At 36.4% G+C, this 17,465-nt stretch carries 19 protein-coding genes; 7 read left to right on the top strand and 12 right to left on the bottom strand.

The window, feature by feature from the left end; genetic code table 11:
* Position 1: 1 nt before the first annotated feature.
* The 9 genes from IQ283_RS09145 to IQ283_RS09105 form a co-directional block, all read right to left on the bottom strand.
* Positions 2–2,092 carry a VirB4 family type IV secretion system protein gene (locus IQ283_RS09145; RefSeq protein WP_194219874.1) on the bottom strand — a complete coding sequence of 697 codons (2,091 nt, stop codon included), beginning with the start codon at positions 2,090–2,092 and terminating at the stop codon, positions 2–4.
* Positions 2,016–2,939 carry a hypothetical protein gene (locus IQ283_RS09140; protein ID WP_242057307.1) on the bottom strand — a complete coding sequence of 308 codons (924 nt, stop codon included), beginning with the start codon at positions 2,937–2,939 and terminating at the stop codon, positions 2,016–2,018. Before IQ283_RS09140 ends, IQ283_RS09145 begins: the two co-directional genes overlap by 77 nt.
* Positions 2,940–2,954: 15 nt before the next feature.
* Positions 2,955–3,281, bottom strand: a complete 327-nt coding sequence (locus IQ283_RS09135; protein ID WP_194219872.1) for a PrgI family protein — start codon at positions 3,279–3,281, stop codon at positions 2,955–2,957.
* A 107-nt stretch (positions 3,282–3,388) separates the two neighbouring features.
* Positions 3,389–3,778 carry a hypothetical protein gene (locus IQ283_RS09130; RefSeq protein ID WP_194219871.1) on the bottom strand — a complete coding sequence of 130 codons (390 nt, stop codon included), beginning with the start codon at positions 3,776–3,778 and terminating at the stop codon, positions 3,389–3,391.
* 240 nt (positions 3,779–4,018) lie between these two features.
* Positions 4,019–5,035: a RelA/SpoT domain-containing protein gene (locus tag IQ283_RS09125; protein ID WP_194219870.1), complete on the bottom strand. Its 1,017-nt coding sequence runs from the start codon at positions 5,033–5,035 to the stop codon at positions 4,019–4,021.
* A gap of 216 nt (positions 5,036–5,251) precedes the next feature.
* The gene (locus IQ283_RS09120; protein ID WP_194219869.1) at positions 5,252–6,517 is read right to left on the bottom strand and encodes a DUF3854 domain-containing protein; all 1,266 of its coding nucleotides are present in this window, start codon (positions 6,515–6,517) and stop codon (positions 5,252–5,254) included.
* A gap of 26 nt (positions 6,518–6,543) precedes the next feature.
* Complete coding sequence (locus IQ283_RS09115) at positions 6,544–6,888, bottom strand: DUF4258 domain-containing protein (protein WP_242057306.1); 345 nt, start codon at positions 6,886–6,888, stop codon at positions 6,544–6,546.
* Between the two features lie 217 nt (positions 6,889–7,105).
* Positions 7,106–8,629 carry a hypothetical protein gene (locus tag IQ283_RS09110; protein ID WP_194219868.1) on the bottom strand — a complete coding sequence of 508 codons (1,524 nt, stop codon included), beginning with the start codon at positions 8,627–8,629 and terminating at the stop codon, positions 7,106–7,108.
* Positions 8,598–8,843, bottom strand: coding sequence for a helix-turn-helix transcriptional regulator (locus IQ283_RS09105; protein WP_194219867.1), 246 nt, complete (start codon positions 8,841–8,843; stop codon positions 8,598–8,600). The genes IQ283_RS09110 and IQ283_RS09105 overlap by 32 nt, the downstream gene beginning before the upstream one ends.
* A gap of 631 nt (positions 8,844–9,474) precedes the next feature.
* On the opposite strand from IQ283_RS09105, the gene IQ283_RS09100 reads away from it, so the two are divergent.
* The 7 genes from IQ283_RS09100 (at position 9,475) to IQ283_RS09070 (ending at position 15,150) form a co-directional block, all read left to right on the top strand.
* Entirely contained in the window at positions 9,475–10,446 is a 972-nt protein-coding gene (locus tag IQ283_RS09100) for a Rad52/Rad22 family DNA repair protein (RefSeq protein WP_194219866.1), read from the top strand.
* 82 nt (positions 10,447–10,528) lie between these two features.
* Positions 10,529–11,653, top strand: a complete 1,125-nt coding sequence (gene dnaN / locus IQ283_RS09095; protein WP_194219865.1) for a DNA polymerase III subunit beta — start codon at positions 10,529–10,531, stop codon at positions 11,651–11,653.
* Between the two features lie 45 nt (positions 11,654–11,698).
* Positions 11,699–12,046 (top strand): hypothetical protein, encoded by a 348-nt coding sequence (locus tag IQ283_RS09090; protein ID WP_194219864.1) that lies wholly within the window; start codon positions 11,699–11,701, stop codon positions 12,044–12,046.
* 19 nt (positions 12,047–12,065) lie between these two features.
* Complete coding sequence (locus IQ283_RS09085) at positions 12,066–12,650, top strand: hypothetical protein (protein ID WP_194219863.1); 585 nt, start codon at positions 12,066–12,068, stop codon at positions 12,648–12,650.
* Positions 12,613–13,284, top strand: coding sequence for a hypothetical protein (locus tag IQ283_RS09080; RefSeq protein WP_194219862.1), 672 nt, complete (start codon positions 12,613–12,615; stop codon positions 13,282–13,284). Before IQ283_RS09085 ends, IQ283_RS09080 begins: the two co-directional genes overlap by 38 nt.
* 28 nt (positions 13,285–13,312) lie before the next feature.
* Positions 13,313–14,287 carry a Mov34/MPN/PAD-1 family protein gene (locus IQ283_RS09075; protein ID WP_194219861.1) on the top strand — a complete coding sequence of 325 codons (975 nt, stop codon included), beginning with the start codon at positions 13,313–13,315 and terminating at the stop codon, positions 14,285–14,287.
* A complete protein-coding gene (locus IQ283_RS09070; RefSeq protein WP_194219860.1) occupies positions 14,284–15,150 on the top strand; it encodes a ThiF family adenylyltransferase in 867 nt (288 codons plus the stop codon). Before IQ283_RS09075 ends, IQ283_RS09070 begins: the two co-directional genes overlap by 4 nt.
* Before the next feature lie 54 nt (positions 15,151–15,204).
* Here IQ283_RS09070 and IQ283_RS09065 read toward each other — a convergent pair whose 3' ends face one another.
* Genes IQ283_RS09065 through IQ283_RS09055 form a run of 3 tightly spaced genes read right to left on the bottom strand, consistent with a single transcriptional unit; the run spans position 15,205 to position 17,342 of the window.
* Positions 15,205–16,077 (bottom strand): hypothetical protein, encoded by an 873-nt coding sequence (locus IQ283_RS09065; protein ID WP_194219859.1) that lies wholly within the window; start codon positions 16,075–16,077, stop codon positions 15,205–15,207.
* Complete coding sequence (locus tag IQ283_RS09060; RefSeq protein WP_194219858.1) at positions 16,058–16,753, bottom strand: hypothetical protein; 696 nt, start codon at positions 16,751–16,753, stop codon at positions 16,058–16,060. The genes IQ283_RS09065 and IQ283_RS09060 overlap by 20 nt, the downstream gene beginning before the upstream one ends.
* Complete coding sequence (locus IQ283_RS09055) at positions 16,740–17,342, bottom strand: hypothetical protein (RefSeq protein WP_194219857.1); 603 nt, start codon at positions 17,340–17,342, stop codon at positions 16,740–16,742. The genes IQ283_RS09060 and IQ283_RS09055 overlap by 14 nt, the downstream gene beginning before the upstream one ends.
* Positions 17,343–17,465 lie beyond the last annotated feature (123 nt).

Below are 17,465 nucleotides of genomic sequence, written 5' to 3'. Positions count from 1 at the left end.
CTTACGTCTGCTTCATCTTTTTACGTTTCATCATTTGCTCTAGGACAGCAGCATTTGACTCAATGAAGGTTAACTCATCTTCTGAAGGATTGGTTTGCAACCAGACTGAACTTTTACCAGTCCTCAAAATCCCTTCACCTTTATCCGGATTGTTAAAAAGGATATTTAACTCCCCATCACTTAAATCAAAATTCTCTTTAACTTTCTTTCTATCAATTTTGTTTTGCTCCATAAAGAGGATCGTAAAGGTGGAAGAAAGGATACCCCTTGATTTTGGGTTTTCTAATATCCTGACAAAATCTTGAGTTGCCCAACATAAACCGCAGTTCCGCTTACGAGCGCGACGAGCAACCTTTTCAAAGAAAGTGACGGTTGTTTCTGAATCAATAAATTGCCAAAGTTCATCGGCATAAATGTACTTTTTCTTTGTTGCGTTCTCACTTGCTTTTGCGAAATACTCCCATAGATAGTTAAGAATAACGTGATAGGCAATAGGACGAAGAAAGCCTTCTTCCATTTGACTGATATTAAAGTTTATTAACCGAGCACTTGTGAGAGATTGAGTTACTCCTTTACCCAGGAAGGTTTGGCCATCAAATATTGGCTTACTACCATCTTTAAGAAATGGTCGAATTATCGCTATTAATCTTTCCGCTTTGTTATCTTCTCCATATGTTTCAACAAGGTGATTATTGATATCCGAAATAGTAGGTTCAGGCTTTCTCACTTGAGACTGGATCAATTGTCCATCTATTTCAGCTACAGTATTTTCATAAAGTGAAGAAGGATGAGAAGTAAAACCAGCATTCTCAAAAACTGCTTTAATAGATTCTTCAAGGAAATTGCGCTCAAATACATCTAGTCCCTCGTCTTCACCATCTTTTCCTCTGGCAATGATGTCAAAAAAGTTAAGGATCTCATTTTGCTTTTCTCTAAGAGGGACAAATCGGACATACATTTTCCCTTCTTTTTCTACAAGTTCTTTTTCATCACTTTCTTCTAACCATTCCAGCTCTTCATCTTCATCATCAAGTAAAATGTCAGTCGTACTAACTGCACATGGATTAATACAAATATCTTCTTCCTCACTTATATTGAGGTTGATTCCTCCAAGACGTTTGGTTAACTTCACAAATTCCGCTTCGGGATCGATAATCGCTGCCCATACATCCCCCCCGCTTTTCTCACGAGCAATTTTAAGTTTCATAGCAAGTGATTTACCGCTCCCTGGTATTCCTGTAATACCGATATTGTAGTTTTGTGGGCGTACTTCAGGTGTACCAAAACTATTAATAAACTCTAATTGTCCGGTTATTTTATTTATACCTAGCGGGACACCGCCTATGTACTTTCCACTACCACTAATGAAAGGTGAGAAGGTAGCTAATGCGCGTCTGTCGATATTTCTTTGAGCATCAGGGATTTCATTCAGTCCAATTGGAATCGTACTTCGAAGTCCCTTTCTAATCCGACTCCATGTTGTAGCCAGTTTGAAGAACATCCCACTCATCTCATCCTCTAGTGCTTCACTATAATGATTGAGTTCTTTTTCGCTTGAACCGTAGAGCATCCCCATAGTCGAAACGTTGTAAATATCATTTTCTGAGAATTGGATTTCATCCATTAAAATCTCTGTATCATTTATTTTGGTTTCAATATCTTTAATCTGATCGATGTTGCCCCGTTTACGTTGGAAGTTTAAGTTAGATTGAAGAATGGTCAATTGTCTTTGCAATGAGCGGATAGCAGCGGACTTTTGCATTTTATTAATGTCTATCATCACATCCGCTTCCCCACTAGATGTAATAGAATAAAGCCAATTCGTCTGCATTTTTCGAGGATAGCCGTCTCTTGGGATATACCACGGTCGGAAATACGTTTTTGTTCCTAAAGATTGCTTGATTACTCCGTGATCTTCTGAATTGATTGTTAAACCATCGGGGGCAATAAGATCCCAAGTCGTTGGTTTTGTGTCAAGTTGTGTATCAATCTCTTCTTCTGAATTGTGATCTTTTTTAGCTTGCTTTTTCATCTTCTTCGAGTTCGGATTTTTCTTCATCTTTGAGTTCGATTTCTTCTTCAGAAAATTCATTTTCAATGGCCTCCTTCACTAATTCAATGCGTGTATCATCTTGATCAGCTGTAACGTAGAGAGCTAACATTTCATTTGCTCCAAAATCTTTAAAGCGATTTCGAACTGCTTTTCTTCTGTTAAAAGTGTGATATAGAACGTCCAGAATTCCTTCATCAGGTAGCAATTCAACGTACATTCTTGCTTTTCTTAGCTGACTTTTAGCTGTATTCACACGCCTGTATAATTCCGCAAATGCTTTATCAATGATTTTATTTTCGAATTCCTCTTTATCATCTGCTGTAATATCACTAACTTTGACTTTATAAGAAAAAATGAGATATCGTTTTGTTTCATACCTTGGTGCTATCGCCTGCCAACGAGTAAGATCATCCACCATTGATTTTCCATACTCTAAGGCATTTTCATGTAAATCCTCTGCCTTCATCATGTTTTGGCGCATTTCTTCAATAGGATCTGAAAGGTCAATGAAGCGATTTTGCAAATAGGGTTTTACATTATAATTAACTTGCGAGAGCCAGGTTTCCATTGTTACATCGATGGCTTCTTGCTCTTTATCACTCAGAAGAAAATAGTTTACCGGTTCTACTTCAGCAAACATGATGAAAGTGTCATCATGGTGTCGAATCATATGGTGTTTAATTTCTTTAACATCATGAAGTAGGTCTTGAAAGATACTTGGTTCTTCATCCAGCTCTACATTATGCTTCTTCTTTTTTTCTTGCTTTTTTGTAAATTTTGTTCCTTGCGATTTCTTATCTTTCCAGGGCAGAATAGGTTCCTTCATTGCCATTCGCGCAATTACGTAGACAATAATGCCTAATACAGCCATCATAAGAATTTCCATCAAATTTCCTCCAGCCTATTTGGTTAATTTAGGTCCCTTTCGCCAAACACCGATTTGTGTTTTATAGCTGAATTTAATAAGTAAGTAATGATCATAGTTTAAGTGGTACTTACTCTTTTTTACGAAAGCTAACACTGCTGTTAGTACTGCTACAGGTAAGGCAGCGAATACACACATAACGGCGCCGATAAAGAAGTTAGGGATAAGATTATAAACAACTGGTATATATGAATAAATTAGCCCACCTCCCGCTATCATATAGATGAGTTGACGTTTAGAAATCAGACCTAAGATTTCCTTTTGTTCACTCGACATATCAATAGGAACAGTAACCTTTTTCAAAGCGATATCACCTCGTCTTTCTATAAGTAGACCCCTCTACTGGATAGAGGGGCATCAATTAAGGAGTATGAGTTAAGTAAGGGTTCGAGATGTCATTATTTTTGAAGCTAGATTGTTCCGCCACCTAAGCCGTTAATCCAACCGGCAATGGTATAAGCTTTCATAATTACCCAACCACCCAAGAAAGTACACGCAAGACTTGCTAGTCCAGCAGTACGTCTCTGAGCGTTTCCGTTAGATCCAGCTAGAAGCATTCCACCAATTACAAGCATTGCAATGATCCAGAAGCCTCCAAGTGCCATAACGAAGTATACGATGTTTGTTAAATCACCATAAACACCACTACCTTCAAATCCACCGCCATCTTCAATACCAGCTTCAGCCCAAGGATCATTTGATGCTGCACTAGCCATATCACCACCTGTAAAAGTAAAAGTGAATGCAAGAATCGTCACTAGCGCAAGGAATGCAAAGATATTTTTCTTTTTACTGCTCACTCTTTTCACCTCCTTCCATAGACACAAAAAAAGGCCCCGAAAATATTAGCCAATGCTTTGAAAGCATTTTGCTAAATTTTCGGGGGCCTCCCGGTCTATTAAACTAATTATTATTTTAAGTAATATTTCAGCACTTCCAATTTTTTCTCAGGAAGTATATTACTATCTTATTGTAATAGAAGGGAAATTGCAAGAGGTGAAATTAAGTAAATTAGTTGCCATAGAAACTTTTAGCTCACCTTAATGTTCTTCTGGTGGTTTATAGGTGTCATCAACACTATTGGAAATGTTTTTAGCTTGAATAGCAATTAATCTCTCTTGATCTGAAAATAAATCAAAATCTGGTAGTTTAACCTTGTTAGAAAAATCATACTGACTTAGATCAATATTATTATTCCACAAAGTGGAAGATAGTTTTTCACCTATTTCCTCTATCATATCCGTTAATTTATTTTTATCTTCAGTATCTATACTCAGTTTTTCTATTTCTTTTTTAAGCTTTTCTATTTCTTGATTCTTTGATTCAAGTTCTAATTTATGTTTTTTAGCTTCTTCTTCAATATGGCCTTTTAACTGCTTTAAAAAACTACTTAATTCGTCTGCGCTTCCAGCAATACGATTAAAATTGACTAAGTAACCGTTTATTAAATCATTGTCAGTGTGAAGCGGATAGCGTATATCATGATCTACCTCACTCCATGCTTCTTCAAAGATCGTTCTAATCTGTACTTCCGCTATAAAGATTTGATTAAAGGGCTTCGTTTCTAATAAGTAGTGAACTGATCGATAACCTGCACTACTGACCTTAATTTCACAGCCATGCTCTTTGTATTGATCGTATTTATCTCCTTCTCTGATTATAGCAGTAGCAGTTTCATATGGAGTCCAAATCTCGCTTATGTACTTGTGAATTTCTAACCAATCCTCTTTATAAAGATGAATAACTCGAATTCCAATTAAATCAGTAATTTCTTGTAAATAGTTATCCTGGTTTATATCAATTTCCTTCTCTGCTCTTTTGCGTACAACCTTATCAATAAGGTGTATTGGGTTTTTAGTTCTGTAATGTACAATGTGGGATGAAGGAGATTTTTTTAGTTTTTCACTTAAGTAGTGACCAGCATTATATAAGTCCGATTCAATTCCTATGTAATGGTAATATATTTTTTGGAGGTCTTCCCATTCTGTTTTTCCTTTAGTCATCCACTCTTCCAAATTATTAAGTCTAGTTTCCGTACTATACTGTTCAAACTCCATAATTAAACCTCCAATATTTATACTCTGTTTACTTTATCTTACAACAATCATGGCTAAGTTTATATACGCGCACTAAAAAAGGCACAGCGCAAACGATGGCTGTACCTCTTTTGATATGATTATTAGACTTATTTAATATGACACCATTTTTTTGTCTACTTGCATTGTCTAAATACTAGTATTGGTCACGACTTCGAAAAATCAACAATTTAGAAATCACATTAGTCTTTTTAGCTGGGGAAGCTTTGATCTCAAGAATAAATTATCTATTCCACTACCGTCCTTAGCATTCCAGATTACCATGTTCATTCTATAGCCTCGGCTGTGAAGTTCTTTCGCAGCTTCCATAAGTTGTTTACGGACGAAAGGGTTGCTAACAACGTCTGAATCAAAGCATAAGTTTATTTCTTCCACTTCCATCTGTTCTAGAACGGGTAGACAAACTCTCCAAGAATTAACACCTGGTAAAGCAATAAATGTATCACCTACTACATCTATTTCTTCGGGATCAAACAGCTTCTCTATACAATCCGCTGCAATGTCCGTTTTCAGTGGACCTTCGGATAGCCAAACCGTTTTAGCTTTTAACGTTTTTCCGCTTTCCCAAGAACTCAGTTTTTTGGTTGGAACTGAGATATGAACGGGAGCGGGATTTCCAGAACCGGTACCTTGAGGTTTATTAGCTGAGCTTAACCAATAATAGCGGTTACCCTTCTTTAATGTAACCCACCCGATCACATCATCTCCTAATTTTACTTTTTCAGTTTCTTTCATTGTAAATTCTTTTTCTAGTACAATTTCTCCTTTGTAAGTAACCTGCACTAGATTGGGTTGTTTAATGACCCTAGCAGAAAGTCCATCGCGAATTTGCTGTACCTTCACATCATTAGGAGGTGAATCCAGTCTATATTGGAACCCAACAATTTCGTTTCTAACGTTTCTGTAAGGGATTAAGATCCCGTCTACACCACTTATAGACCAATATTGTCCAAACTTTCCTTTCGCTAAATAAAATCCTGGTACTCCTTCAAAACCCTGAACACCAAGCAATTCCTGCATTTCTTTAACGGTATTCCAGGGCTGTTCTGGAAAAGAGCGATAATCTCTTATTCTAATTTGTTCATCACTTAGCTGCCTGTCTTTTGAAGTTAAATGAGTATAATGAGCATCAGTTAACTCTAAGCATTCTAACATTGTTGAATAGACAGTTTGTAATATGGTATCCTCTTTCTTCTGCAATCCTTGTGGCGCTACCTGAGAATCTTTAATTCTATTCCTTTGTTGTTCGCTATCTAAGATGTGAAGATAGGAAGGAAGGCTTGAATTTTTGCTGAAGTAACGATCGCTCTGGATACGAATACATGCAATAGCTTTTCCGTCCTTATGTTGCATACAACCACCTGTATGACCACATATAGGACATGCAATTCGATAATACTCAAACCATCCATTAATTCTCGTTCTACGCATATCCTGTAACATAGAAAACACCTCTCTAAATAGTTTAGTTAACCAATACAGTCATGAAATCGCGAATGATCAATCGGTGGCATGACAGTTACAATCAAGAATCCGTGAGACCCCTCTTCAGAAAGAATAACGACTACTGGGTTATGACTCCTATCTTGACCTTCGATGGTATAAGTAAGAGCTGTTCTTCCTAACGCATGATTGAAACCAGTCTGTACTCTCGTAATGCTTCCTGTCATGATGCCACATACCAAATCTCCTTTTGTATAACCTCTTTTAAAGAGCCTTTCTTTCGTATGTGATCCTAACCGAATGTACCCATTTCCACTCATTAAAACCTTCTTAATTAATTTTAGTTTCTTCTTCATTTGTTCTTGATTCAATTCGCACACCTCCTCATTTTTGACACGCAAAAAAGCGGTCTTGGAGGTAGTTTGTGACGTGTGCACACTAAAAGAAATAGTGTGGAACACTACTACCGATCCAAGGACCGCTTATTGATTCATTCATTCCCGCTAACCCAAAGAGGGTAGCCATAAAAGTCAAAGTAAAATCTGAATGATTAAACTATATCCTATGGAATCGAAAGAATCAAGAACGTTACGAATTGAGAAACCATTTGAGCCTTTTGAGAATGGGAACTTTTTGATTAAACGTATACTCTTCACCCAGGATATGCTCAGTAATAGTAGTAAGAGGCTTCTCTAATAAGCGGTAGGAGTCGCTTTGGTCAATCAGCGGTATTTTCTCGTGGTAATTTCGATAAATAGCTTCTGATAGATCTGGAAAAACTGTTAGAAGCGGGAGTTCCAGTTTTTCTGCTATTTTTTGGGGTTTACTGAAAGAGTACTTTTTTATGAAAATAAGATTAACTGGAATGTTGTACTCTTTTATGACTGACTGAATATAAGTTTTCCATGCTAATACTTGTTGATAGGAACCGTCGATTAAAATGAACAGTTCGTCCAGATGTTCAAGTGTATCTAATGTATGTTGCGCCATTTTTCCTGTAGGTAAATCTACAAATACTACATCATAGTATTTAACACTACGGAGATAATGCTTAATATGCTCTTTACTCCACTCATGCTTATCAATATCTCTATCCCCGATTGGTAACCAATGAACGTTATTGTATGTCCATTCTACTTTGTGAGCTTCAGCTTTCTCATCTTGCAAGGCAGATAAAAATGAAGTCCACCCTTCTGGTACATTACAATACTGACTTAACAAGGTTTTAAATAGTTGGTTATTTGTAAGTCCTTCAACAGCTGCAGTGGGAACCTTGAGTTTACCGAAATGCAAAGCTATCGTGAAAATAAGTGTAGTGACGCCGACTCGATGAAGAGGTGACCATATTCCGATCGTTTTATTCCTATCCCAATTGGCATGTGAAAAAGCTTCTTTTCGAATTTTTACTGCTCTCTCAGAAAAAGGATCGTGCTCATAGTGAACATCAGTTTGTGGAGATGAATGATGTTCTTCGGTTATATCTTTATCTTCAAATTCCTCTTCCACGTTATCTGGAATTTCACTTTTGATTCGTTCCTTTATCTCATTATCTAATGCGGGATAGGGATCGCTTACTGAAACTGGTTTAAATTCATTAGCATCCTCTTCTACTGAAGAAGCTGATTCTTGTTCCGACTTACTTTTCTTTATTTCAACTTTATTATCCTTTTTGGTTGGTTCCTCATCGTTTTTAACATCATCTTTTTTCCTTGGGGCTGGAGCGGATGATTTCTTTTCTCCTTTTTTAAGTATTTCGTTGTTTGTAGTATGTGTAAATGCAATAGAATCGTTATATGCTTCCCCTTGATAGATCCACTGATAAGCTGCTTTCACATCGGGGAAAACATATAACTTTTCATTAACAATTTGAGGTATATAATCTGAGTGCCAGTAGCAAATCTGTTTCCCTACTAACTTATCAAAGTCCATCGAAGAAGGATCCTTTAAATATTCAGGGGATATCACTAGTAATTGATATTCACCATAAAGAACCCTTTGAAAGTCTTCCGTAGCGACTTCAGTGACTTTTGCATCCTTTGATCTATTGTAGATGGCTTTAGCTAGAAGATTTATCTCCGTTCTATTTGAAGCTGCTAAATAAATCTCGTTCATCAACCGCCCTCTCCTGTCTCAAAAATTTATTGATTTTTTGTTTCAAATTTAGTGTGAAAGGATATTTATAGTTTTCAATTTGTCCTAAGTAACTTGAGGAAACCCCTATATCTTTAGAAAATTGATATTGGCTTTTCCCCAAGCGTTTTCTTAATATTATTAGTCGTTCTACATCGCTTTCTACTATTTTAATTTCTTCAAATTTATCAATCATGAAGGTCCAATCCTTTCTACAAATAAACAAAAAAGACCGCTAAATACCCACGACTTGTGGTATTTAGCGGTCTTCGCTATGTGTATTTAATTTATACTTAATAGTTATTCTTTCAAAATTATAACACACCTTCTTACACAACAAAGGTATTGTAAATACAAATAATCTATAAAACTAGATTGCTCTACCTTCACCATTCTTAAAATATTCCTCTACATGATCCTTGTTAATAACCAAGAAATAAGTTTCAGAGCCTGTGATTTCATGTAAAGTGGATGTCTTTCTAATTGCTTTAGAAAATTCATTAAGTAGATATGACGACTTATTGAATGCTGTGGTTTAGATAATTAGTTATCTATAAACTAATTTATATTGCATTGAGAATTTTCAAAACATCATATATACTTACAATATATTCATTTACATTTTAGTTTTTGAGCAACTCTATTTGAGTTCGCGGGATTATAACCAAACAATTAGAGGCCTTTGAGGCATTATGGTACTTTTTTACGCATTTCTGCGTAGAAAGGTTTAATCATGATACTTCAAAGGCCTTTTTGCGTGTCAAAAACTTTGATGGATGGATAAAAAAAACTTTAAGAAGGGTGTTTTCTAAATGGGTGGAAATTGTATGGAAGCAAACGTGATCAAAGAAAGGTTAGCTGCTCCTTTTCCTGCTGAGGACATTGAATGGCGTGTCTCTAGGACTTTTATTCAAGATAAGGTACCTAAAGCGATTGTAGTTGCCTATTTGCAAAACAGGGCTATTATGAACCGCCTGGACGATGTTGTTGGACCGGAAAATTGGGAGAATGAATTTAAACCACTTCTTAATGGAGTAATTTGTGGCATACGAATTCATTATTCAGATACAAAATCTCGTATCAAATGGGATGGTGCTGATATAACCAATATCGAACCAACTAAGGGCGGCGTTTCAAGTGCAATGAAACGAGCTGCAGTGGAGTGGGGAATTGGTCGATATATTTACGATCTTTCCGAAGAGTTTGTTGAAATAAAAAAGAACAAGCCTACTCCAGATGCGATTTATGTTTTTCAAAAGGCGAAGGGAAATACTCCTCAAATTAAAGGTTATTTCGCTCCTCCACGTCTTCCAAAATGGGCATTGCCTGAAGTAGACGTTAAGGGACAAGATGATAAGCAATCAGCATCAAATCAAACTACGAATGTACCAGAGGACAGGAGTAACCAGGACGTAAGCAATAATCAATTGAGACAGATGATCAATTACCTCAATCAGATGGAGCCACAACTTGACTTGAACAGTCAACCTGATTTTATGGTGCGGATCTTCAACAAGGCTAATCCTAATCATCAAATTAGATTACCTCAAGAGATTCGAAAGGCTGCCTTTAGTGAAATGAAAAACTATTATGATGCTTTGAGGCCGGTTTATGATTTGATTCAAATTGGTCTGGAACACCATTGTGATAAAGAAACAGTCCTTAACTATGTCAATCAATTAGGACACAGAGATCATTATAGCGGCATCTTCCACCTCTTTTTTAATATTAATAAAAACGATGTGGGGACCGTATTAAACAAAATAAAAGCAGACTACCAATCCGGACAGACTGCTTAACTTGGGATAAAGCACAAAAGAGCGATTAAACATGCTCTCTTTGTGCTTTTTATTTTAACTAAACCTTTAGGAGGAATTAAAAATGAAATTTGAAATTAACCGTGATCTGATTGTAGAAGGACTTAATAAGGTGTGTAAAGTTGTCTCAGCTAAAGCTTCTCTCCCTATTTTACAAGGGGTTCTATTCGAAGTAGATGTTGATGAAATCCGTTTAACTGGTTCTGATGCAGACGAAACGATTGTTCACTCTATTCCTGTGGACGGTCAATCTGTTTCAGTAATTGATACTGGTAAAACGGTAATTCCTAGACAACTTTTAGATATTCTAAAACGTTCTCGAAAACAGATTACTTTCTCATTAGAAGGATTCCAAACAACGATTACTTCAGGTAAAAGCGAATTTGAGCTTAATTGTCTTGATCCTGAAGAGTATCCAAAGTTTCCAGAAATGGATGAAAAACAACCTCACCTTGTGTTGTCGGGTGAGCGATTTTCAAGCTTTGTAAAAAAGACAGCTTTTGCGACTAGTAAAGTCGAAACTAGACCTGTTCTTACTGGTGTCTCAATCAATATTAAATCTGATTGTATTGAGTTAGTCAGTACGGACAGCCATAGGCTAGGAAAATTATCGTATCAGAAAGAAAGCAAGAAGGAATTTAATATAGTTGTTCCGGCTAAAGCGCTAGAAAATTGCATTAAAATTTTCGATTCTAAACTGGATGTAGAGCTTATTGCTGATGAACAAATGATACTACTTAAGAATGGCCAGACCAAGTTTCTTTCGCGCTTACTTGATGGGAATTATCCGGATACGAGTAGATTGATTCCCCAGGGTTACAAAGCGGATATGAGAATCGCTAGAAAAGAGTTTTTAGACTCAATTGAGCATGTGAAAGAAATTGCGAATGTGGCTGATAACGGTAAAGGTGGGGTTGTTAAGCTTCACGTTAACGGTGTCGCCGCTCTTTCTTCACACCAAGCTCAAACGGGTAAGGGACGTGTGGAAACGATTTATAACCAGCTTGAAGGTGAGGATGAGTTCACGATAAACTTCTCAGCAAAGTTTCTAATTGAAGCATTGCGAGCTTTTGATTGTGATGAAGTCTCTTTCCTTTTTCAAGGAGATATGAAACCGTTTCTGTTGAAACCAACCGAAAAATCAGATGTAGATGAAGTTCAACTCATTCTGCCAGTAAGAACTTACTAATCACGAGGGGATACTCCCCTCTTTTCTTTAAGGGAGAGGTAAAATATGAAATTTAACACGGATAAGTTTCTGGAAGAAATAAAAAAAGCCGATTTAACCGAGCAATTTAGGTCGAAACGGAGGCCAGGAACTGCTGTCGTTATAAAAGAGATCTGGAACCATGCTAGTGTTTCCAGTGTTGACTTTGATTCTTTCACATACGAGGACGTAATTTCAGCCTTGGATGAAATGGCTAACATAGAAGGATATTGTGACGATGATGGTGGTGAAGTCTTCGTTTGCGATCCAGGGAATGCCTTTATGGTTTATAACGATATCGAAACACTCATATTCAACCTACACAATGTTAAAGGACGGTTGTATACGCAGGAAGACGATGAGATTTTTATTTAATAATAAGGAGCGGTTTACAATGAGTTTTTTAGAGATGCGAATGGAAGAACATTATTCCTATTTGAAATCAATTTCTAATCTGGCAATGATGAAGATCTTTCATGATGCTGGTGTAGATGTGAAAAAGGACAATAAATTTTTTATGACTGACATTCAATTTGAGTATTATACAGACTTCGATATTTTTCACACTTGTAGTGTGCAACTTTTTGAAGAAGTGAAATCATTTGGTTACCAGGAAGAATCATCTGCTATTTATGATTCAGATAATAAAAGTGTAGATGAGAAATATCCAGACCTAATAAGCGAACATGAGCCCGAGCATACCTTTCTATTACATCATTCTGTCTTTAAAGAGGTGTTAGAAAGTAAGTATCGAGGAGAAATGAAAGATTGTTTTGAGAGCCACTCCCTTACAGACTTGGAAGCATCATATGAACTTCTCCCGGATAATACAGGGATCTATGTTGCTATTTACTTTCCAGGTGATCTACATGAGATGGCTTTTGTGATAGTAAACTGCTTATTAAAAGCTAAGGAGATAAAGAAAAAATTGGAGGACGAAAATGGAATTTCTAATAAAGATATCCGATCAGTTGCGTAGTATCCAAGAGCATGTACAAGTGGTTCAGCAGCATGAGAATGGAGCTGAAATTGACTCTTATTCTTTGAGGTTTAGTGATTTCATCGCAGCACTTACTTCATCCATGGAATCTGGAGTATCATATGAATCTCCTTTGTTGCCCAAAAACTGCTTTAAGTACATCACTAGAAATCATAGTCGCCATGAAGTCTTTATTGATGTTTCTAAGCAAAAATGGCAGATAGAGTTTCAAGGTAAAAGAGTAATGGTAGGATTACCGCGAATGATATTTAATTATCGGATCGAATCGGAACGTATCGTAAACGTAAAAGTGATATGTGTAAAGGGTACTGAAAGCGTTCAAAGTGAAACTGAAGTATTCTACTTCCCTTTACCTAACGTTTATCATTCTTCTGGAGAAATCTGCATGGGTACAAATGTATTTCCTAAAGTGGAGTGTTTAACTCACCTAGAAACAATGCATTTTCTGTTTTTAGCAGCTGAATTTGGCACTGATTACGGAACTATGACGCTAACGGGAAAGAGTATGAAAGAACTGATAAAAGATATGGAAGATAAGGATTTTAATGATGACTGGTTAGTTCCCAGTAAAGCATCATTTAATGACTTCTTTCACATTGGATATGACAAATAAAAAATTGATTCCTTAGGAGGAACCTATAATGGCCAATAACAATAATCCTGTAGATCAAACTAACATCTTCTCTATGTTCGATATTCACGACGAGTATGCAGAGCAGAAGAAACGAGAAGAAGAAGAGCGGAAGAAGAAAGCGGAAGAAGCGCAAAAGCAACTTGCTGAGGCGAGAAAAACAACAACTACTAACAGCTCATCTTCTTCTAAGACTGCGAAGAAAGAAGAATATAACTTGAATCTAGAAACTCAAGTATTCTTCTATACTCAACAGTCTCCTATCACTGATTATTTTTCAGTAGAAGAAATTACTAATGGGCTTGAGAGAAAAGACACTGATACTGGCGAAATCTCTTACAAAAAGATCGATGAATCAGAAGTGAAAAAGCGATTGAAGAAGAGCTATCCTGTAATGGATGCTGGAGCAATGGTAGTTTTTGTCGAAAAAAAGAATATGTTGAGTATAATCCTTCAAGGAAAGAAGAAGGGAAATTGTTTAGAGGAGCCCGATACTACGGGGTCCTCTTCTCCTTTTATGAGAATTCCCTTTCCTATTTTGCAGGAATTCATCGCTATTTCAAAGAAGTTATCTGATGACTTGGGTATTGAGGTTCATGGTGATGTATACTTTCATCCAAATGACGGATCGTTTTCATTGGATATTCCTAAGCAACTGGCTAATCCTGTTTGGGTAGTTGTCACAGAGCAACCAGAGATATCCGCTTTGAAAGCAATAGAAAATCATTGGGTGAAAGTGATGGAGATCCACTCACATCACACAATGCAACCTTTCCCTTCTCAACAGGATAATGAAAGTGAACGAGGTCCCCTTCTTTATGCAATCGTAGGGAATATACAAAAGTTCTTCCCGGATATAACAGTTAGAACATTCGATATGACAAATCAAAAACATATTGTTTTAAATGCCTGGAAGATCTTCGAGAATCCTTTTTCTATGTCTCAAATAAAGCATGACTTAACTGTTGTGGAGGTGGTTAAATGAGCCACACAATAGATTTACTTAATCATGGCCTTCGTACTTATAACTCCCTCTACCCAGTAATTGTACAGCTGGGAGCGGGAGGCACAGGAGCAGCTCTTGTACAGCAGATAGCACAATTACTATCTTCAACAAATGTAACCGGAAGTTACTTGATTGCTGACCCAGATGTTGTAGAAGAGAAGAATTTAAGCAACCAGCTTTTCTTACCAAGGGACGTAGGTAAATGCAAAGCTTCTGTTTTGGCAAATAGATATCGTGCAGCTTACAATCTACAAATTGCGAGTTATACGAAGGGATATATAGAAGATAAAGACACCTTATTAAGTCTATTTACTACTGATTATCACAATTTGAGCGGAGGGTATTCGAATAGATTAATCCTTCCCATCCTTATCGGAGCGGTGGATAATAACTATACACGTCAAATTATGAATCAATTGTTTGGTGAAGTTAATAGAATGATATTAATTGATGCGGGCAATGGCAGTTCCTCTGTACCCAAGGACTTCCCTCGACGTCCCATGTCCGAATGGACAAAGCAAGAAAAGAATATTTACAACGCCACAGGATGGAATGGCCAAGTAGTTTGCGGAGTGAAGTTAGAAGAAAAAACTTTGTTGCCGCCTGTTGGAGAAGTATTCCCTGAAATGATGGAAGACAAAGATGAAATAGCACCTTCTGAAGTAGCATGTAGCAATATCGCTTCTCATGACCGTCAGAGGATTATGACGAATCGTATGGCTACTTTAACATTAGGCTGCTATCTATCTGAGATTTTAGAGAACCAGACCATATCAAAGCATATTACTTTTTTCAATGCAAAAGAAGGAACTATGCAAACAGTGCAATATCAGGAGAATTAATAAAAGGATCGAGCTATTGTCTCGATCCTTTTTCTTTGCAAAGTTTACTCGATTTTATGGTCTGAAAATATAGAACTCTTCAATTCTTGCAAAGTTTAATTGTATATTTTCTCTTGGTACCTTACTTCTTTCCATGAAAAGTGCCAGAATACTTTCAAGGAGCATCGTGTATTCTGTTTCGTTCAGCTCTACACTGAGGTATACATCCATTAAGTAAGTTGAATCTTCGACTCTATCACCACTAAATATTCGAGTTATATTTATCTCGCCATTCTTAGTATTTTGCTTATTTAAGGCATTCCACCAATTTAAATCCCACTTTTCTACTTCATCTGTTATCACTGAAAGAGATAAATATGTTTGTGGAGAAACGAAAGAAAGATCATTGTATGGCGCTAAAAGTCCCTGATTAGTCTCTTCTAGCGATTCTATGTTTCTAAGGTCTCTTTCATCTAACAAGGCTTGTCTTGCACCTAGACATGCGATATCAAACGATGCTTGCTTTATTAGTGTTAGTACATTTTCAAAAGTCCTAATCGCCCACCCTGTAAATTGCTTAGTTTCAGCTGTAACAATAATTTCCTCATAATCACCGGAACTAATTTGGCGAATCAATTCTGGTATTTGTTCCGTGATGAGCCCTTCCTTCTGTTCCAACCATTCATTTGATATGAAACTACTATCATATTCTAGGTACTCCCGGATTATAAAGTATCCACTAAAAAATTGACTTTTCGCTACTTTGAAGAAACGGTCTTTAAACTCTTCTCTATATGTTTCTTTAATATTTTGGTTAAATTTCTTTCGATAAAACTCAAACATGATCATAAACTGCAAATTGAATTCGCGGTCATTTTGAAAAAGTACTTTCAACTTATTTTCTGTGTAGGTCAAGATATCTTGATGATTAATTTGTTGATTTGTCATTAGAATCTTCCTCCCCTTTTTCCATTACTTCTGCTGCTTCATAAGGCGGTGACGGGCTATCGTCAACAAATTTCCAATTTCCATCTTCTTGCTTTATTGTAGTAATGTAATAGTCATCGCCTTTGTTGGTAGCCACTTTTCTGTAAAAGTATCCCTCTCTAAAACCAGCAGTTATTTGGACTTCTGATAATTCATATGACTTGGGCTGTTGTTTACTGTTTTTATAAATATCCTGTACATTTTCAAAACTTGTTATGGCATCTTTTCTATCGATTTGTAATCCCTCTTGAATGGATTCACTCCCATACTGTTTTAAGAAATCATAGAAGGCTGAGGGAGATATTTCTGATGCTTGGAAATTATAAAGCATGTTTCCAGCAAAAATAGCAAAAGCAGTACTATCCTCGTAGTGTTTTTTTAATTCGATTCCATCTTCATTTATCAACTGGTTAACTTTTTCGAAGTCATTCTCCTCGAAGACCTCTTTAACTGGTCGTTCCATGTCTTCATAAACCTTTTCAAGATCTTTTTGAGACTTCTTCGTGTCCTCTGATTTTTCTTCAACTGAGTTTTCAGCTTGTGCTTTTACTTGTTCAGCCTCATCGATTAATTTATTGCTACAACCTATCGTCATGGTCAGAACAAGCAGAAGAATAGGCGCTTTAATTTTCGACATAATACTCCCCACTCTTTCTGATACTAATTTCAACTAATTTATTCTTCTCTGCTTTAGTTAAGTAGCTTAATAGTTGTGTGCTGTCAAAAGTGTCCAGATTTTTATAAGTGTCTAAAAAGAGAATTGGGACTTCTGGAATCTTAATGCAATTCTTTCCTGAAACAACGGTGAGATTAAGTTTGCGCTCAATGCAATATGAGAGAGTTCTTATATATTTTGAAGGAATTGTTGAGGGTACTGATATACCCTCAATTTTTCGTTCGCCAAAAATATTTACTGCTATTACTACAGATCTAAAAGAAAGGTACTTAAAAGCTAACTCTTTTTTAAAAACTTTTTGCCCTTTTTCATACCAGGAATCAACTAGAGAGAAATTGTCACTTATATCAATTTTAAATTGCCCTCTTCTCGCTTCGAATTTTATAGAATCTTTGTAAGTTTTATCTTTGAGTAAATTATATAAGTAAAAGGATTTTTCTCTTGCAAATGGAATCACTAATTCAGCCTCATTGTTGTACGTATCAAGATACCCTTCACCAATTAGTGCTGCTGTTATTAGATCTTCTTTTGCTAACTCATTTACTAGCATTTACTGGCCCCCTTTCAAAATAAAAAAGGCCTCTCAATAATCACAGACCAATGGCTGTGATTTATTTGAGAGACCTTCTCGCTTTTTATATTATTCTTTTATTCTACTACTCTTTTAATAGTT

The sequence above is a fragment of the Pseudalkalibacillus hwajinpoensis genome (genome assembly GCF_015234585.1).
GTDB lineage: Bacteria > Bacillota > Bacilli > Bacillales > Guptibacillaceae > Guptibacillus > Guptibacillus hwajinpoensis_B.
Note: the sequence above shows the minus strand (reverse complement) of the source record. Positions and strands in the feature narration are given on the sequence as shown.

Coding starts and splice junctions, on each gene's coding strand:
- IQ283_RS09145 (WP_194219874.1), bottom strand. CDS start 2,092: ATGAATTTTCTGAAGAAGAAATCGAACTCAAAGATGAAGAAAAATCCG.
- IQ283_RS09140 (WP_242057307.1), bottom strand. CDS start 2,939: ATGGAAATTCTTATGATGGCTGTATTAGGCATTATTGTCTACGTAATT.
- IQ283_RS09125 (WP_194219870.1), bottom strand. CDS start 5,035: ATGGAGTTTGAACAGTATAGTACGGAAACTAGACTTAATAATTTGGAA.
- IQ283_RS09120 (WP_194219869.1), bottom strand. CDS start 6,517: ATGTTACAGGATATGCGTAGAACGAGAATTAATGGATGGTTTGAGTAT.
- IQ283_RS09110 (WP_194219868.1), bottom strand. CDS start 8,629: ATGAACGAGATTTATTTAGCAGCTTCAAATAGAACGGAGATAAATCTT.
- IQ283_RS09105 (WP_194219867.1), bottom strand. CDS start 8,843: ATGATTGATAAATTTGAAGAAATTAAAATAGTAGAAAGCGATGTAGAA.
- IQ283_RS09100 (WP_194219866.1), top strand. CDS start 9,475: ATGGAAGCAAACGTGATCAAAGAAAGGTTAGCTGCTCCTTTTCCTGCT.
- dnaN (WP_194219865.1), top strand. CDS start 10,529: ATGAAATTTGAAATTAACCGTGATCTGATTGTAGAAGGACTTAATAAG.
- IQ283_RS09090 (WP_194219864.1), top strand. CDS start 11,699: ATGAAATTTAACACGGATAAGTTTCTGGAAGAAATAAAAAAAGCCGAT.
- IQ283_RS09085 (WP_194219863.1), top strand. CDS start 12,066: ATGAGTTTTTTAGAGATGCGAATGGAAGAACATTATTCCTATTTGAAA.
- IQ283_RS09080 (WP_194219862.1), top strand. CDS start 12,613: ATGGAATTTCTAATAAAGATATCCGATCAGTTGCGTAGTATCCAAGAG.
- IQ283_RS09075 (WP_194219861.1), top strand. CDS start 13,313: ATGGCCAATAACAATAATCCTGTAGATCAAACTAACATCTTCTCTATG.
- IQ283_RS09070 (WP_194219860.1), top strand. CDS start 14,284: ATGAGCCACACAATAGATTTACTTAATCATGGCCTTCGTACTTATAAC.
- IQ283_RS09065 (WP_194219859.1), bottom strand. CDS start 16,077: ATGACAAATCAACAAATTAATCATCAAGATATCTTGACCTACACAGAA.
- IQ283_RS09060 (WP_194219858.1), bottom strand. CDS start 16,753: ATGTCGAAAATTAAAGCGCCTATTCTTCTGCTTGTTCTGACCATGACG.
- IQ283_RS09055 (WP_194219857.1), bottom strand. CDS start 17,342: ATGCTAGTAAATGAGTTAGCAAAAGAAGATCTAATAACAGCAGCACTA.